This window comes from Phenylobacterium deserti, assembly GCF_003254705.1.
Taxonomy (GTDB): domain Bacteria; phylum Pseudomonadota; class Alphaproteobacteria; order Caulobacterales; family Caulobacteraceae; genus Phenylobacterium; species Phenylobacterium deserti.
The window spans coordinates 337,738-353,501 of sequence record NZ_QFYR01000004.1; the positions used below are offsets into that span (position 1 = coordinate 337,738).

The window sequence follows — 15,764 nt, forward strand, 5'->3', positions numbered from 1 at the left end:
TCATATGGTGAGTCCGGCCGCTTCTTTAACCCGGGCGACCACCGCCACGTCCACACGCGATGCGCCCGCCTGCTTCAACGCCCGCGCACAGCCTTCCAGAGTGGCGCCGGTGGTCATCACGTCATCGACCAGCAGGATGCGCCGGTCCGCCACCAGATGACGCCGCCCAGCCGGCGTCTCGAATGCGCCCGCCACGTTGCGCCGGCGCCCTGAGCCCGACTTCCCGCCCTGGGTGTCGGTGGCCCGACGCCGCACCAGGGCGTCCGGCAAATAGGGCACGCCCGACAGTCTGGACAGCGGCCGGGCGATCTCCGCCGCCTGATTGAAGCGCCGGCGCAGCAGGCGGCCCGGATGTAGAGGCACCGGCGCGATCGCGTCGGCCTGCTCCAGCAGCTCGCTGGCCGAACGGGAGATCCAGCGGGCCAGCAGCGGCGCCAGGTCCAGCCGGTCTGCGTGCTTCAGCTTCAGGATCGGCTCACGGGACGTCTCGTCATAGAGGCACGCCGCCCGCGCTGCGTCGAACGCGCGGGGCCGGGCCATGCAGCCCGCGCAGCGCACGCCGGGACCTTGGTCGAATTCGAACGGCGCACCGCACCCGTCGCACACGGGACCGTCCAGGAAGTGGATCCGGCTCCAAGCTTCGGCCGACAGACCGCCCGCCAGCACGGGCCCGCCGTCGATGGACCTTGGCGGGAAGATCATGTCCAGCGCGCCGCGCCATAGAGCTTTTGCACGCGGCCCCGGTTTCAAAGTCGTGCGCAAGAGGCCATCTTCCGCGCCCATGTCCGAGATCCCCCGCCTCTTCGACCGCCCCTTGCACCGCAAGCGTCTCGACCGCGCGGCGCCCGGCTTCGGCGCGGCGGACTTCCTGCACCGGCGGACGGCCAGCGACATCGCCGAGCGCCTGGAGCCGATCATGCGGGACTTCAGCTTGGCCGTCGAGCTGTCCTCCCGCGCGGGCGCCTTTCGCGAGGCGCTGGCCCAGAGCGACGCAGGGCCGCGTGTGGGCTGCCTGATCGAGGCGGACTTCTCCCCGCGGATGCTGGCCAACCGGTCGGGACCGCGGGTCGTCGTGGACGAGGAGCAGCTGCCCTTCCGTGACGCCAGCCTGGACCTGGTGGTGTCGACGCTTGGTCTTCACTGGACAAACGACGTCGTGGGCGCGCTGATCCAAGTCCGCCGCGCCCTGAAGCCCGACGGCCTATTCATCGGCAGCTTCCTGGGAGGCTCGACTTTGACGGAGCTTCGCCAGTCTCTGGTGGCTGCCGAAAGCGAGATCCTGGGCGGCGCGGGATCGCGCATCTCACCCTTCGCGGACCTTTCGGATGCGTCGGGTCTGCCCGGCCGCGCCGGCTTTGCGCTGCCGGTGTCGGACATCGACCGAGTCACCGTCACCTACGAGCATCCGCTGCGCCTGATGGCCGACCTGCGCCAGATGGGTGAGACGAGCGTCCTCTTCGACCGCCATCCGCGCGCCCTGACCCGCACCCTGCTGGCGCGGACCAGCGAGATCTACGCTCAAAGGTTCGGCGGACCGGACGGACGGGTGCCGGCCACCTTCGAGATCATCACCCTGACGGGCTGGGCGCCGCACGAGAGCCAGCAGAAGCCCCTGCGCCCGGGCTCCGCCAAGATGCGGCTCGCCGACGCTCTGGGCGTGGTGGAGCACAAGCTGCCGGGCGGCGACTAGGTACACGCGCTGTTGATGGGGCCGGAACACCGCGGCGGGTGAATGGTTGGCCTGTCGGGGGACAGGAGATAGCCCATGGCCGATAACGAAAACCGCTCGTTCCAGGACAATGACCCGAACCACGGCAAGGACACGCCCGCCTACAAGGCAGATCCCGGCCAGCCGGTTCTAGGCGATGACACCGGCGAGCTGAGCGCCGACGGCGCCTCTGAGCGCATCACCGAAGACGAGGTGCAGGAAGCCTTCCGCGACCAGTCCGGCGCGGGGCAGGACGGCGCCCAGCCTGGCGGCGGCTAATCGCCCAGCAGGTGCAGCGCCACTTCCCGGCGATGCGGTCGCGTGCGGTGTTCGAACAGGTAGACGCCCTGCCACGTGCCGAGCGCCAGACGCCCGCCCACCAGCGGAATGGACAGCTGCACCTGCGTCAGCGCGCTTCGTAGATGGGCCGGCAGGTCGTCCGGCCCCTCGTCCTGATGACGATAGGCGGCGCTTTCGGGCGCAAGGCTGGCGAAGAAGTCCTCCAGGTCCCGCCGCACGTCCGGGTCGGCGTTTTCCTGGATCAGCAGCGACGCCGATGTGTGGCGACAGAACAGGGTCAGCAGGCCGGTGGTCATCGCCTGTTCGGCCACGAACGCCTTCACCTCCCGCGTGAACTCAAAGAGCCCCTGACCGGCCGTGGCGAGGGTGAGTGTCCTGGCCGCCTGCCGCATCAGATCAGGTCGCGCAGCCAAGCCACCAGGGGCGCGTCCGCCGGCGGCATCGGATAGTCACCGAGCTTGACAGGCTTCACCCAAGCCAGCGCCTTGTGCTCCTGGGCGGTCACCTGCCCTTCCCAGCGCCGCACCAGATAGACCGGCATCAGCAGGTGGAAGTCCTCGTATTCGTGGCTGGCGAAGACGAACGGCGCCAGGCAAGCGTGGGATACCTTGATCCCGAGTTCTTCCTGCAGTTCGCGGATGAGGCACGCTTCCGGCGTCTCGCCCGTCTCGACCTTGCCGCCAGGGAATTCCCACAGACCGGCGAGCTGCTTGCCCTCGGGGCGCTGACAGATCAGCACCCGCCCATCGGAGTCGACGAGAGCGGCGGCGGCCACAAGCAGCAGGCGTTTTCCAGGAGCGGATGCGGTCATGCGGGGACCTTCCCCACCCGGCCGCAAAACGCAACCTCCAGCTCTAGTCGTGCGGTTTGCGGGCGGCCTGCACCAGGGCGACGCCGAGGAAGGCGAGGCCGGCCAGCATCAAGGCCGCGGCCACCAGGACAAGCACATCCGGCGCAGCCGCGCTCGGCCGGAACGTCGGGCTCGCGCTCTCCACGCCCAGCACAAAGCCGAACGTGGCGAGCAGGAAGGCGATAGCGAAAGCCGCGAGGCTCGCCAGCACCTTTCCGGAAACGGATCTGGGTCTAATCACATAGATCAAACGCCGTCAGCGAGACTCCGGATGCGCCATTTCAGCAACAAAGACGCCTATTCGCCTGTCCTAGGTTGACTTTACGTCCCGGAACGCCGATCTCCATCCTGCGCCGCTGAAATGCGACGCTATCGGCGCTCCAGCCGCGTGGGGTCATCTTCCTTCGACCCAGCCTGTTGAGCGCGCAGAGAAGTTCTCATCGATCGCCCGTCACGCGGGGCGCTCCCCAAACGACCCCGCGCTCCGCGCCGCAGACTGGACGTCATGCGGCGACGTTTGGCGCATACGTGAAAGATCCACTTTGACCCAATTCACCGACCTTGGCCTGGCCAAGCCGTTGCTCAAGGCCCTGGCCGACGAAGGCTACGTCAATCCGACCCCGATCCAGGCCCAGGCTATCCCGGGCGTGATGAGCGGGCGGGACCTGCAAGGCATCGCTCAGACCGGCACCGGCAAGACCGCCGCCTTCGCCCTCCCCATCCTCCACCGCCTCGCCGAAAACCGGAAGCAGCCCGTCCGCCGCGGCTGCCGGGTTTTGGTGCTCTCGCCCACCCGCGAGCTCGCCACCCAGATCAGCGAAAGCTTCAAGTCCTATGGCCGCCACATGGGCGTCACCGTCGCGGTGGTGTTCGGCGGCGTGAAGTACGGCGGCCAGATGCGCGCCATGGCCAACGGCGTCGACATCCTCGTCGCCACGCCGGGCCGTCTGATCGACCACCTCAATGAAAAGACCATCACCCTGGAAGGCGTCGAGACCTTCGTGCTCGACGAAGCCGACCAGATGCTGGACATGGGCTTCATCGTTCCGATCCGTCAGATCGTGAAGCGCCTGCCTCGGCAACGCCAGAACCTGTTCTTCTCGGCCACCATGCCGACGGAGATCGAGAAACTGGGCTCCGAAATCCTGAACCCGAACCCGCTGAAGGTCTCCGTCACGCCGGAGTCCACCACCGTGGAGCGGATCAATCAGAAGGTCCTGTTCGTCGAGCAGCAGCGCAAGCGCGCCCTGCTGGCCGAACTGTTCGATGACAACAGCTTCCAGCGCGTCATCGTCTTCACTCGCACCAAGCGCGGCGCCGACCGCGTGGCCAAGGGCCTGGAGCAGGTGGGCGTCGAGGCGGCCTCAATCCACGGCGACAAGAGCCAAGGCCAGCGCGAGCGCGCCCTGGCCGAGTTCAAGGCCGGCCGTGTCCGCGCCCTGGTGGCCACCGACATCGCAGCCCGCGGGATCGACATCGACGCGGTCAGCCACGTCGTGCAGTACGAGCTGCCGAACGTGCCGGAAGCCTACGTCCACCGGATCGGCCGGACGGCGCGCGCCGGCAAGGACGGCTCGGCCGTGGCGTTCTGCGCCGACGACGAGCGCGGCCTGCTGAAGGACATCGAGAAGGTCACCCGCCAGCGCATTCCGTCCTGGGATCGCCGCAACGACCGCCAGCTGGGCGCGGCCACGGCCGTCCTGCCGGAAGTCACCGGCGTGAAGGCGGACCGCCCCGACACCCGCGGCCAACGCAAGCCGCAGGGCCAGCGTCAGGCGCAGCCGCACCGTGGCGAACACAAGGCCAAGCCGAACCGCAACCACTCGGAAGCCGGTCCCGGCCATCGCGCCGAAGGCGGTCCGGCCCGCGGCGGCGACAAGCCGGCTCAGGCTCGTCCGCGAGGTCGTCCGGGCTTCAAGGGCCCAAGGCGCGGCGGTGAAAACCGCTCCGGCGGCGCCGCCCGCAGCGGCGTCTGGTCGAACCACTAAGAGCAAGAAAGCCCCGGTCACGGCCGGGGCTTTTTTTCTAGCTGGTGCTCTCGGCGACCCAGGCTAGGTAGTCCGGATCGCCCTCGCTTACCGACAGCGCGATGATCTCCGGCGTCTCATAGGGATGCAGGCCGCGGATCCGTGCGCGCACTGCTTCGAAGCGGGCGCTCTGCGTCTTGATGAGCAGCAGGTGCTCGTCCTCCCGCTGCACCTCGCCTTTCCAGACATAGCGGCTGCGCACCGGGGTGATCTGCACGCAGGCGGTCAGCCGATCGGCCAGCAGGGCCTCGGCGATGGTCTCCGACTGCTCGAGCGTGGCTGTGGTGGTCTGGACGACGATCATCGGACCGTCAGCTCCGATAGTCCCCGTTGATCTCGACGTAGCGCTTGGTCAGGTCGCAAGTCCAAACGCTGGACGTCGCACGGCCGACGCCGACATCCACCGTCACCTCCAGCTCCTGGTTTTTCATGTAGGCGCTCATCTTCGCCTCGTCGTAGGTCGGCGAGATCAAGCCATCCTGCGCAGCCCAGTGCGGGCCGAACTTCACGCCGATGGAGTCGCGGTCGATCGGCTCATCCGCCTTGCCGATGGCCATCAGGATCCGGCCCCAGTTGGCGTCCTCGCCCGCGAAGGCGGTCTTCACCAGCGGGCTGTCGGCGATGGACCGGGCGATCTTGCGGGCCGAGGCCGGGGTCTCGGCGCCCGTCACGGTGATCTTCACGAACTTGGTCGCGCCTTCGCCGTCCCGTACCAGCTGGTGCGCCAGGTCCAGCAGCACGCCTTCCAGCTTCTCGCGGAAGTCGGCCAACCGCCGGTCGCCCGCGCGGCTGATCTTCGGCGCGCCGGACTGGCCGGTGGCGAACAGCAGCAGGGTGTCATTGGTGGAGGTGTCGCCATCCACCGTCACCGCGTTGAAGGTGTTGCGGGTGTAGAGGGTGCAAAGGTTCTGCAGCGCTGTCGGGGAGATGGCCGCATCCGTCACCACGAAGGCCAGCATGGTCGCCATGTCGGGCGCGAGCATGCCCGAGCCCTTGCAGATGCCGGCGATGCGCACCGTCACCCCGTCCACCTGGGCTTCCGCATAGGCGCCTTTGGGGAAGGTATCGGTGGTCATGATGGCGCGGGCGGCGCCGGCCCAGCCGTCTTCCGTCAGCCGCGGCTCCACCTCGGGCAGCCGCTGGGTGATCTTGGTGTCGTCCAGCAGCACGCCGATTACGCCGGTGGAGGCCACCATCACGTCGCGCTGGCGGCAGTCGAACCGCTTGCCGACCGCGGAGGCCACGCGGCGCACGGCGTCGGCGCCCGGCTTCCCGGTGAAGGCGTTCGCGCAGCCGGCGTTGACCACCAGGGCGCGCACGCCCTCTCCCTTGGTCGCTTCCAGGTGCCGCTTGCACCAGTCCACCGGCGCCGAGCCCACCGCATTGCGGGTGAAGACGCCGGCGCAGCTCGCCCCTTCGGGGAAGCTCATCACCAGCAGGTCTTCGCGATCGTGCTTGTAGAAGCCGGCGCGGCCGGTCGCCATGGTCACGCCCTTCACCGGATGAAGGGTGGGGAACGGCACCGCCAGGGGCGAGATCGGCATCGGGCTCTTGGCAGGCGGGCTCGCGCCCGCGTCCGTCGACGCAGTTTCAGAGAACTGCCGCGACTGCTTGTCGGCGCGCTTCAACGCGGCGCGCTTGAGGGCGGAGGTCAGAGGATCGAAGGCGCGCTCCAGCGTCTGGCCGACCACCTCCACCGGCTTAGCGGCGGACTCGCGCCCCTTGGACGTGGGCTTCAGGCCCGAAACGGACTTGTTTGGCTTGCGGGTCATGGACGCCCCCCTTGCACGGCAGCCGCCCCTTTGGGCGCATCCGCCGGGGGCGAAGGCGCTGTAGACTCGTTTTTCACCAGCGTCTCGACTTTCGAGCGGCTGCGAAGCTTCTCCAGCAGGTCGCGGATCCGATCGTACGTCAGGAAGCGGACGATTTGCGGCCGCGCCTGTTCCAGGCTGATCGGCGCCTCCAGCCGGCGATCCTCCACCTTCAGCAGCACCCAGCCGCTTTCGACCTGGAAGGGGCCCACCACGTCGCCCACCTTGGCGCCCTTAAGCGCGGCGTCGTACGCGTCGGGCATCACATCCAGAGTGAAGTAGCCGAGATCGCCGCCGTTGAAGCGGCTCGCGACGTCCGTGGACCGCTCGGCGGCCACCGCGTCGAAGGCCGCGCCGGCGGCCAGCAGGCGCCTGACTGCTTCGGCGTCGGATGCGCTGGCCAGCACGATCTGACGGGCGCGGATCTCCTCCGACCGCTTCGCCTGCTTCAGCTGCTCCTGGTAGAGGCCGCGGATGGCGTTGTCGTTCACCGCATCGGCCACCACGCTTTCCACCAGGATGTCGCCCAGGATGCGCTCGCGCGCCGCCGCTAGGCGGCGTTGGGCGGCGGGATCGTTGTCGAGCTTGCGCTCCAGCGCCTCGGCGGCCAGCAGCTTCTGGTCGACCACTTCGTCCAGCACGCGGCGGAACATGTCGGAAGAGGGGTCCAGCGGCTCGCCCTGGCCGATCAGTCCCTGGGCCACCGCCTCGCGCTTGACGTCAGAGGCCCAGACCGTTCGGCCGTCCACACGGGCCACCGCCTGATCCCCGCGCTCGGGCGGGCGCTCGTTGACGCCAGCCTTGCCGCAGCCGGCCAGCGCCAGCGCGCCAGCCACAAACAGAGCGCTCAGGTAGGCTTTGTGTGTCGCCATGCGTTCGTATCCCCGAACCTGCAGGACCTTCCACCCGTCAGGGCGGACGTCCTCTAGCCATCTAAAGTGCAGGATTGCAAAGCCCCGCCGCGGCTCTTGCGAGCCGGCGCGATCCTTCCAGACGATTGTTTACAATGCGCGAAGTGGCGCTCGGCCAGCCGCTGCGCGGGCCCGCCGCGTTGACACTCGACTAGGCGCTGCTTAAGTCTCGCCGGCCCCTGAAAAGGGGTTTTCCAGGCGGGCGAAGCGCCATGTTCCGGCTTCGCTGCGTCCGCACCAGACCGGACTTTTCCCTTGAGCATTTTCCAACGGTTCTTCGGCTCCTCCAACGAGCGCAAGGTCAAGGCCTTTCACGCCCGCGTTGCGCGGATCAACGCGCTCGAGCCGCAGATCCAGGCCCTTTCCGACGCCCAACTGCAAGCCAAGACCGCCGAGTTCAAGGAACGGCTCGCCAGCGGCGCCAAGCTGGACGACCTGCTGGAAGAAGCCTTCGCCGTGGTGCGCGAAGCCTCCCGCCGGGTGCTGGGCCAGCGCCACTACGACGTGCAGCTGATCGGCGGCATGGTCCTGCACCAGGGCGGCATCGCCGAGATGCGGACTGGTGAAGGCAAGACCCTGGTGGCCACGGCGCCGACCTATCTGAACGCCCTGGAGGGCAAGGGCGTCCACGTCATCACCGTCAACGACTACCTGGCTCAGCGCGACGCCGGCTGGATGGGCCAGGTCTACCGCTTCCTGGGGATGGAGACCGGCGTCATCGTCCACGGCCTGTCTCAGGGTCAGCGCCAGGCCGCCTACCAGGCGGACATCACCTACGGCACCAACAACGAGTTCGGCTTCGACTACCTGCGCGACAACCTGGTCTACGACCAGGCGGAGATGGTGCAGCGCGGGCACAACTTCGTCATCGTCGACGAAGTGGACTCGATCCTGATCGACGAAGCGCGCACGCCGCTGATCATCTCCGGTCCGACAGAAGACCGCAGCGAGTTCTACAAAACGGTCGACGCCCTGGTGAAGCAGCTGATCCAGGATCCGACCACCTTCGACCACGACGAGAAGCAGCGTCAGGTCATCCTCACCGAAGAGGGCCAGGAGCGCATCGAAGAGATGCTGATGGAGGCCGGCCACCTCGCCGAGGACTCCGCTGGTCTCTATGACGCCGCCAACGTCTCGGTGGTGCACCACGTCAATCAGGCCCTGCGCGCCAACGTGCTCTACACCCGCGACAAGGACTACATCGTCCGCGCCGGCGAGGTGATCCTGATCGACGAGTTCACCGGCCGCATGATGCAGGGCCGCCGCCTCTCGGAAGGCCTGCACCAGGCCATCGAGGCCAAGGAAGGCGCCGTCATCCAGCCCGAGAACCAGACCCTGGCCTCGGTCACCATCCAGAACTACTTCCGCCTCTACACCAAGCTGTCCGGCATGACCGGCACGGCCGCCACCGAGGCCCAGGAATTCCACGACATCTACAAGATGGAAGTGGTGGAAATCCCGACCAACCGCGCCATCGCCCGGATCGACGAGGACGACGAGGTCTACCGCACTGAGGCGGAGAAGAACGCGGCTATCATCAAGCAGATCGAGGACTGCTACCGTCGCGGCCAGCCGATCCTGGTGGGCACCGTCTCGATCGAAAAGTCCGAGCATCTGTCGGACCTGCTCAAGGCCCACAGCTTCGAAGTTGACGGCAAGCCTCAGAAGGGCATCCCGCACAGCGTGCTGAACGCGCGCTACCACGAGCAGGAAGCCCTGATCGTGTCCGACGCCGGCATCCCCGGCGCGGTCACCATCGCCACCAACATGGCCGGCCGCGGCACCGACATCCAGCTGGGCGGCAACGTCGACATGAAGCTGGCCAAGTGGCGCGAAGAGCAGACCGCGCTGGGTCTCGAGGTCACGCCCGAGCAGTCGGTCGAGCGCAAGGCGCAGATCGAAGCCGAGATCAAGGACCTCAAGGAGCAGGCCCTGAACGCCGGCGGCCTCTATGTCCTGGGCACCGAGCGCCACGAAAGCCGCCGGATCGACAACCAGCTGCGCGGCCGGACCGGCCGTCAGGGCGACCCCGGTCGCTCCAAGTTCTTCCTGTCCTGCGAGGACGACCTGCTGCGCATCTTCGCCGGCGATCGCCTCGACAGCATCATGCGCACCTTTGGTGTCCAGGAAGGCGAGGCGATCACCCACAAGTGGCTGAACAGCGCCATCGCCACGGCCCAGAAGCGCGTCGAGCAGCGCAACTACGAGATCCGCAAGAACCTGCTGAAGTACGACGACGTCGTGAACGACCAGCGCAAGGCTGTGTTCGAGCAGCGCGCCGAGTTCATGGCCGCCGCCGACGTGTCAGACGTGGTGGACGAAATGCGCCGTGACACTGTCACGGACATCGTTAACCGGCACCTGCCGCCTAAAGCCTACGCCGAGCAGTGGGACATCGAGGGGCTCGACGCCCACATCCGCGACCTGCTGGGCCTGGACCTGCCGGTGCGCGAATGGGCCGCCGAGGAAGGCATCGCCAACGAGGAGATCGAGGAGCGCATCCTCAAGGCCGCCGACGCCCGCGCCGCGGAACGCCAGGAGCTGCTGGGCGACCACATGCGCACCGTCGAGAAGAGCTTCATCCTGCAGACCATCGATCTGCAGTGGCGCGAGCACCTGATGCACCTCGACCACCTGCGCAACGTGATCGGCCTGCGCGGCTACGGCCAGCGCGACCCGCTGCAAGAGTACAAGACCGAGGCGTTCTCGCTGTTCGAGAAGCTGCTGGTCGACTTTCGCCAGAACGTCACCCGCTGGCTGATGACCGTGCAGTTCGAGTTCGAGGCCCCGCCGGCGCCGCCGCAAGGCGAGATGATTGAGATCCACATGGACCCGCTGACCGGCGAAAACGCCGCGCAGATGGGCGCCATCCCGGACGGTCTGCCGGCCGACCAGCGCGCCGCCATGCCGATGTCCGCCCTGCCGGAAGGCTGGGAGGCCACGGGTCGCAACGCGCCCTGCCCCTGCGGCTCGGGCCGCAAGTTCAAGCACTGCCACGGCGCGCTCGTCTGAGCGCGCCCCCGGCCGGGCTCGAGCGCCAAATACATTGTAAGCGGTAGTTCGAGCCCCTAGCCTCGGCGGCCCTGCCGGAGTGCGAGCGAGCGCTGATGCCCCGCGTCCTGACCGAAGCCGACGTCGCCGATTTCCGAGAACGCCTCTGCCTGGTCGCCGAGCGCCTGTTTGCGGAAAAGGGACTGGACGCTGTCACCATGCGACAGCTGGCGGCTGAGCTGGGCGTCTCGCCGATGACGCCCTATCGCTACTTCCGGGACAAGGACGACATCCTCGCGGCCGTCCGCGCCAACGGCTTCGACCGGTTCGCCGACGCTCTCGAGACCGCCAGGGCGGCGCCGGGAAGCGCCAGGGCGCGTGGCGCGGCGGTGGGCGAGGCCTACGTCAACTTCGCCTTCGCCCACCCGAACACCTACAAGCTGATGTTCGACCTGAACCAGCCGCACGAGGAGGACTATCCCGACCTCGTGCGCGCCAACGCCCGGGCCAGGGAGACCCTCACCGGCTGGGTCACCGACCTGATCGACGAAGGGGTGCTGGCGGGCGATCCGGTGCAGATCGGGGCCATGTTCTGGGCCTCGGCCCACGGCGCCGTGGTGCTCGAGATGGCTGGCAAGCTGCCGCCAGGCATGGCCCGCGAGCTGCACCAGGCCATGAATTCAGCGCTCGCACGGGGTCTTCGCCCGGCGAGATGATCGGGCGTGGACGAGACCGGCGTCTCGGCTAAAGAGGCGCCCATGAGCGCCCGCTACGACTTCGCGTCAGACAACACCGCCCCTGCCGCCCCGGAAGCCATCGAGGCCCTGGTCGCCGCCAACACCGGCTTCACCTCAGGCTACGGGACCGATCCGGTCAGCGCCCGGGCCGGGGACCTGATCCGCCAGATGCTGGACGCAGACGCCGAGGTCCGCTTCGTCGCGTCAGGAACGGCGGCGAACGCCATCTCGGTCGCAGCCCTGTGCCGCCCCTTCGAAGCCGTGCTGGCTCACGATCATGCCCACATCTGCACGGACGAGACCGGCGCGCCGGGCTTCTTCGGCCAGGGCGTCGGGCTGATCCGGCTTGGCGGCGCGTCAGGGCGTATCGACCCTGCGGAGCTGACCGTCGCCTTGGCGCAGCCGGACATCTCTCATCGCCAGTCGCCGGCCACCCTGTCGCTCACCAACGCGACGGAGTACGGCACCCTCTACTCCGTTGATCAGTTGGCTGCTCTCACCCAGCCGGTGAAGGCCAAGGGCTACGGGGTTCATTTGGACGGCGCACGGCTTGCGAATGCAGCCGCGGCGGGGTTCGACCTCAAGCAGATCAAGAGCCTTGGCGTGGATATCCTGGTGGTCGGCGGCACCAAGGCCGGCATGGCGCCGACCGAGGCGGTGGTCATCTTCGACCGCGCCCTGGCCCGCCGCTTCGACGCGCGCCTGAAGCAGGGCGGGCAACTGCCGTCCAAGGGGCGATTCTACGCCGCACCGTTCATCGGCATGCTGGAGTCCGGCGCGTTCCTGCGCCACGCGGCGCACGCGAACGCCATGGCCCGCCAGCTGGCGGACGCCATGCCGTTCCGCATCACGCATCCCGTCGAAGCGAACGCTGTTTTTGTCGAGATGGACGAAGAACGGTTGTCAGCGCTGCATTCAGCGGGTTGGTTCGTCTACCGTTTCCTCGACGGCTCGGTGCGTTTCATGTGCTCTTGGGCCACCACGGAAGAGACCGTGCAGGAGATCGGCCAAGTTCTGCAAAAACTTGCCTGATTGAGGCGCCACTGCCTGGAAGCTGGGCAAAACTGTGTCTTTCTGGCCTCACTCGGTCCAGTTCATGAACTCCACGTAATGTGACAGTTGCGCGTACCATTCGAAACATCCCTGTTACGCCTCATAGGTTCGGCGGGGGCTGGTTCGGCTTGATCGCGCAATGCGCGGCGGCGGATCCGGCTGAGATTCGTCTCGCGCCGAGCTCAAACTGAGCTCTACGAGGATGACACTCTTGAAACTCCAGATGTTGCGCGCAGCGCTTCTCGCGTCCGCCGGCGCGGCCGCCCTGACTGTCCCCGGTTTCGCTTTTGCGCAGCAAGACACCGCCGCGACCACGTCCCAGGAGGAACTCTCCGAAGTCGTCGTCACCGGCTCGCGCATTCGCCGTAACGACCTGACGTCGATCCAGCCGGTCCAGATCATCTCGACCGAGAACATGGACGAGCGCGGCTTCACCAACGTGGCCGACGCCCTGAACGAGCTGCCGTCGGCGGGTATCCCGATCAGCCCGCTGGGCGACCAGGGCTCCTTCGGCACCGGCCGGAACTTCGTCAACCTGTTCAACCTGGGCAGCAACCGCACCCTGACCCTGGTGAACGGCCGCCGCTTCGTGGGCGGCAACCCGGCCTCGATCTTCACCGGTGCGGGCGCCGGCGGTCAGGTCGACCTGAACGTCATCCCCACCGGCCTCGTTGACCGCCTGGAAATCGTCCAGGCTGGCGGCGGCGCCGTCTACGGTTCGGACGCCATCGCCGGCGTCGTGAACATCATCACCAAGACCGAGTTCGAAGGCGTTGAAGTCGACGGCCTCTACGGCATCTCCGACAAGGGCGATGGCGAGAACTGGCGCGCCCGCATCACCGCCGGCCGCAAGTTCATGGACGACCGCCTGAGCGTCGCCGGCAGCTACGAGTACAACGAGACCACCGCGCTCGCGTTCACCGATCGTGACGTCACTGGGCGTCAAATCGCGTTCGCGAACAACCCGCTGAACCGCACGGGCAGCGACCTGATCGCCGGCGCGATCCTCATCGAAAACCGCCGGATCCCGGAAGTCACCCTCGGCGGCCTGCCCTTCCGCACGGGCGGTTCGGCCCTGAGCGGCCTGCTGACCATTCCCGACCCGAGCAACCCGGGCGCCCGCATCGCCGCGCAGTTCGACCCGAACGGCAATCTGGTGCCCTACAACAGCGGCACCTTCTACCAGGCCTCGATCGCCTCTGGCGGCCAAGGCATGAACCTGGCGGAACTGAGCTCGCTGATCTCGCCGGTGAAGCGTCACGTGGCGACGACGTTCGTCCACTACGACGTGACCGACAACATCCGCGCGAACGTCGAACTGTTCTACAGCAAGCTCGACGCGGAAGAGCCGTTCAACCAGCCGATCTACAACGCTCCGATCTTCGGCGGCAGCTCGGCCTCCCTCCAGTTCTCGACGGCCAACCCGCTGCTGACGCCGCAAGCGCGCGCCGCCATTCTGGCCCAACCGACGGCTCTGCCGGCGGACCCGAACAACCCGGGTGAGCGCCTGTTCTTCCTGTCGCGCGCCTCGACCGACATCGGCAGCAACAAGACCACCGCTGACGCCGAAACCTGGCGCGGCCTGGTCGGGCTCGAAGGCGATTTCCAAGCCTTCGACCGCGACTTCTTCTGGAACCTCTCGGCCAACCAAGGTCAGAGCAAGGGCTCCTTCAGCTCGCCCAACGTGATCCAGACGCGCTTCCTGCAAGCGATCAACGTCACGCGTGACGCTTCCGGCACGCCGGTTTGCGCCGACCCCGCCGCTCGCGCCGCGGGCTGCGCGCCGCTGGACCTGTTCGGCTACGGCCGTCCAAGCCAAGCGGCTCTGAACTACGTCCAGGTGCAGTTCGAGTCCGAGTTCAAGCTCATCCAGACGGTGTTCGAAGGCAACGTGGGCGGCGACCTGTTCGAACTGCCGGCGGGCGCCGTCAGCTTCGCGGCGGGCTTCGAGTACCGTCGTGAGAAGTCGAGCTTCGACCCGAACGAGCCGCAGGAACTGGGGATCGGCCGCTCGGCCGCCATCACCGCGATCAGCGGCAAGTACAACACCAAGGAAGGCTACGGCGAAATCCTGGTGCCGGTCTTCGGTGGCGACTTCGGCTTCCTCGGCATGCGCCGCCTGGAGTTCGAGGGCTCTTACCGCCGCATCGACCACAGCCAGGCGGGCAAGGACAAGGCCTGGAGCTACGGCGGCCGCTGGGAGCCTCTGACGGGCCTCATGTTCCGCGCCCAGAAGAGCCGTTCGTTCCGCGCTCCGGCCATCACCGAAACGAGCCTCCCCACCGCGACCTCGTTCATGACCGCCACGGACCCGTGCGACGCCCGGAACATCAACGCTGGCCCGAACCCGGCCACGCGTCTGGCGAACTGCCAGGCCGCGTTCCAGGCGCTTGGCCTGCCGTCGAACTTCAACCTGACCTCGCAGGTGCAAGCCTCGACGGTGCAGGGCTCTCAGGCCGGCAACCCCGACCTGCAGAACGAAATCGCCAAGCAGTTCAGCGTCGGTTTCGTCTGGACGCCCACCTTCATCCGGAACTTCGCGGTTCACGCCGACTGGGTCGATATCGACCTGGAAAACGCGATCTCGAACTTCAACCTGACCTCGATCCTGCAGGTTTGCTACGACTCGCCGAGCTCGCCGCCTGATGCTTGCGGCCGCTTCGAGCGTGGCGGCGCCGGCACCGACGCTGCGGGTCAGATCCTGACGGCTGGCGCTGTCGGTCCGGGCGGCGTCTCGGTCGGCCCGCGCACCGGCTACATCAACGCTGGCTACACCAACTTCGAAGGCCTCACCGCCGGTCTCGACTGGCGCCTGGATCTCGACACCGTCGGCCTCGACTACCTCTGGGGCTCCAACCCCGGTCGCATCGAGTTCGACCTCGACGTCCAGCACGTGAAGCGTCAGCAGACCTCGGTCACCGGCCTCGGCTTCGACCTGAACCGCGACCACGGCGAGATCGGCTACCCGAAGTGGTCCTACAAGCTGGAAACCGCCTACCGTCGTGACGCGCTGTCGGTCGTCTGGACCGTCAACTGGCTCGACCAGTCGGTGTTCAACAACGACTTCACCCGTGAGACCCGCTACCCGCTGACGGTCGATGACTACATGGTCCACGACCTGGCGGTCAGCTACGACCTGACGAACCTCACGAAGGGCGTCGGCCTGGGCCTGGATCGCACCCGCGCCCGGTTCATCGTCCGCAACGTGGGCGACGTGGAGCCGCCGTACGGCACGACCGGCATCGGCGTCTACGACGTCTTCGGCCGCATGTACCAAGTGGGCCTGACCGCCCGCTTCTAATCAAAGCTGAAGGTCCGGGCTGGCGACAGCCCGGACCCACGCTCAACGAAAAAGCCCCCGGCGACATCGCCGGGG

At 67.4% G+C, this 15,764-nt stretch carries 14 protein-coding genes; 7 read left to right on the forward strand and 7 right to left on the reverse strand.

Annotation, left to right across the window (positions count from 1 at the left end; genetic code table 11):
* Positions 1 to 783: a ComF family protein gene (locus DJ018_RS16375; RefSeq protein WP_111516041.1), complete on the reverse strand. Its 783-nt coding sequence runs from the start codon at positions 781 to 783 to the stop codon at positions 1 to 3.
* On the opposite strand from DJ018_RS16375, the gene DJ018_RS16380 reads away from it, so the two are divergent.
* A complete protein-coding gene (locus DJ018_RS16380; protein ID WP_111516042.1) occupies positions 782 to 1,690 on the forward strand; it encodes a methyltransferase domain-containing protein in 909 nt (302 codons plus the stop codon). The two genes, DJ018_RS16375 and DJ018_RS16380, sit on opposite strands and share 2 nt — an antisense overlap.
* Positions 1,691 to 1,765: 75 nt before the next feature.
* Positions 1,766 to 1,987, forward strand: coding sequence for a hypothetical protein (locus tag DJ018_RS16385; protein WP_111516043.1), 222 nt, complete (start codon positions 1,766 to 1,768; stop codon positions 1,985 to 1,987).
* Here DJ018_RS16385 and DJ018_RS16390 read toward each other — a convergent pair.
* The 3 genes from DJ018_RS16390 to DJ018_RS16400 are packed head-to-tail and all read right to left on the reverse strand — an operon-like array spanning position 1,984 to position 3,069.
* Positions 1,984 to 2,400 (reverse strand): secondary thiamine-phosphate synthase enzyme YjbQ, encoded by a 417-nt coding sequence (locus DJ018_RS16390; protein WP_111516044.1) that lies wholly within the window; start codon positions 2,398 to 2,400, stop codon positions 1,984 to 1,986. The two genes, DJ018_RS16385 and DJ018_RS16390, sit on opposite strands and share 4 nt — an antisense overlap.
* On the reverse strand, positions 2,400 to 2,819 hold the full coding sequence (mutT, locus tag DJ018_RS16395; protein ID WP_111516045.1) for an 8-oxo-dGTP diphosphatase MutT: 420 nt from the start codon (positions 2,817 to 2,819) through the stop codon (positions 2,400 to 2,402). Before mutT ends, DJ018_RS16390 begins: the two co-directional genes overlap by 1 nt.
* A 43-nt stretch (positions 2,820 to 2,862) precedes the next feature.
* Positions 2,863 to 3,069, reverse strand: a complete 207-nt coding sequence (locus tag DJ018_RS16400; RefSeq protein ID WP_111516046.1) for a hypothetical protein — start codon at positions 3,067 to 3,069, stop codon at positions 2,863 to 2,865.
* A gap of 331 nt (positions 3,070 to 3,400) precedes the next feature.
* On the opposite strand from DJ018_RS16400, the gene DJ018_RS16405 reads away from it, so the two are divergent.
* Complete coding sequence (locus DJ018_RS16405; RefSeq protein ID WP_111516047.1) at positions 3,401 to 4,846, forward strand: DEAD/DEAH box helicase; 1,446 nt, start codon at positions 3,401 to 3,403, stop codon at positions 4,844 to 4,846.
* Positions 4,847 to 4,883: 37 nt separating this feature from the next.
* Here DJ018_RS16405 and cutA read toward each other — a convergent pair whose 3' ends face one another.
* The 3 genes from cutA to DJ018_RS16420 are packed head-to-tail and all read right to left on the reverse strand — an operon-like array spanning position 4,884 to position 7,568.
* Positions 4,884 to 5,189: a divalent-cation tolerance protein CutA gene (gene cutA / locus DJ018_RS16410; protein ID WP_111516048.1), complete on the reverse strand. Its 306-nt coding sequence runs from the start codon at positions 5,187 to 5,189 to the stop codon at positions 4,884 to 4,886.
* Between the two features lie 7 nt (positions 5,190 to 5,196).
* Positions 5,197 to 6,657, reverse strand: coding sequence for a bifunctional glutamate N-acetyltransferase/amino-acid acetyltransferase ArgJ (gene argJ / locus DJ018_RS16415; RefSeq protein WP_165842953.1), 1,461 nt, complete (start codon positions 6,655 to 6,657; stop codon positions 5,197 to 5,199).
* Entirely contained in the window at positions 6,654 to 7,568 is a 915-nt protein-coding gene (locus tag DJ018_RS16420) for a peptidylprolyl isomerase (protein WP_111516049.1), read from the reverse strand. The genes argJ and DJ018_RS16420 overlap by 4 nt, the downstream gene beginning before the upstream one ends.
* 294 nt (positions 7,569 to 7,862) lie before the next feature.
* Here DJ018_RS16420 and secA point away from each other — a divergent pair, with 294 nt between their 5' ends.
* The 4 genes from secA to DJ018_RS16440 all read left to right on the forward strand — a co-directional run bounded on the left by secA (position 7,863) and on the right by DJ018_RS16440 (position 15,689).
* Positions 7,863 to 10,619 (forward strand): preprotein translocase subunit SecA, encoded by a 2,757-nt coding sequence (gene secA / locus DJ018_RS16425; RefSeq protein WP_111516050.1) that lies wholly within the window; start codon positions 7,863 to 7,865, stop codon positions 10,617 to 10,619.
* A 95-nt stretch (positions 10,620 to 10,714) separates the two neighbouring features.
* The gene (locus DJ018_RS16430; protein ID WP_111516051.1) at positions 10,715 to 11,314 is read left to right on the forward strand and encodes a TetR/AcrR family transcriptional regulator; all 600 of its coding nucleotides are present in this window, start codon (positions 10,715 to 10,717) and stop codon (positions 11,312 to 11,314) included.
* 42 nt (positions 11,315 to 11,356) lie between these two features.
* Positions 11,357 to 12,367: a threonine aldolase family protein gene (locus DJ018_RS16435; RefSeq protein ID WP_111516052.1), complete on the forward strand. Its 1,011-nt coding sequence runs from the start codon at positions 11,357 to 11,359 to the stop codon at positions 12,365 to 12,367.
* 232 nt (positions 12,368 to 12,599) lie between these two features.
* Entirely contained in the window at positions 12,600 to 15,689 is a 3,090-nt protein-coding gene (locus DJ018_RS16440; protein ID WP_165842954.1) for a TonB-dependent receptor domain-containing protein, read from the forward strand.
* Positions 15,690 to 15,764 lie beyond the last annotated feature (75 nt).

Coding starts and splice junctions, on each gene's coding strand:
- DJ018_RS16375 (WP_111516041.1), bottom strand. CDS start 783: ATGGGCGCGGAAGATGGCCTCTTGCGCACGACTTTGAAACCGGGGCCG.
- DJ018_RS16435 (WP_111516052.1), top strand. CDS start 11,357: ATGAGCGCCCGCTACGACTTCGCGTCAGACAACACCGCCCCTGCCGCC.
- mutT (WP_111516045.1), bottom strand. CDS start 2,819: ATGACCGCATCCGCTCCTGGAAAACGCCTGCTGCTTGTGGCCGCCGCC.
- DJ018_RS16430 (WP_111516051.1), top strand. CDS start 10,715: ATGCCCCGCGTCCTGACCGAAGCCGACGTCGCCGATTTCCGAGAACGC.
- cutA (WP_111516048.1), bottom strand. CDS start 5,189: ATGATCGTCGTCCAGACCACCACAGCCACGCTCGAGCAGTCGGAGACC.
- DJ018_RS16390 (WP_111516044.1), bottom strand. CDS start 2,400: ATGCGGCAGGCGGCCAGGACACTCACCCTCGCCACGGCCGGTCAGGGG.
- DJ018_RS16380 (WP_111516042.1), top strand. CDS start 782: ATGTCCGAGATCCCCCGCCTCTTCGACCGCCCCTTGCACCGCAAGCGT.
- DJ018_RS16385 (WP_111516043.1), top strand. CDS start 1,766: ATGGCCGATAACGAAAACCGCTCGTTCCAGGACAATGACCCGAACCAC.
- argJ (WP_165842953.1), bottom strand. CDS start 6,657: ATGACCCGCAAGCCAAACAAGTCCGTTTCGGGCCTGAAGCCCACGTCC.
- DJ018_RS16420 (WP_111516049.1), bottom strand. CDS start 7,568: ATGGCGACACACAAAGCCTACCTGAGCGCTCTGTTTGTGGCTGGCGCG.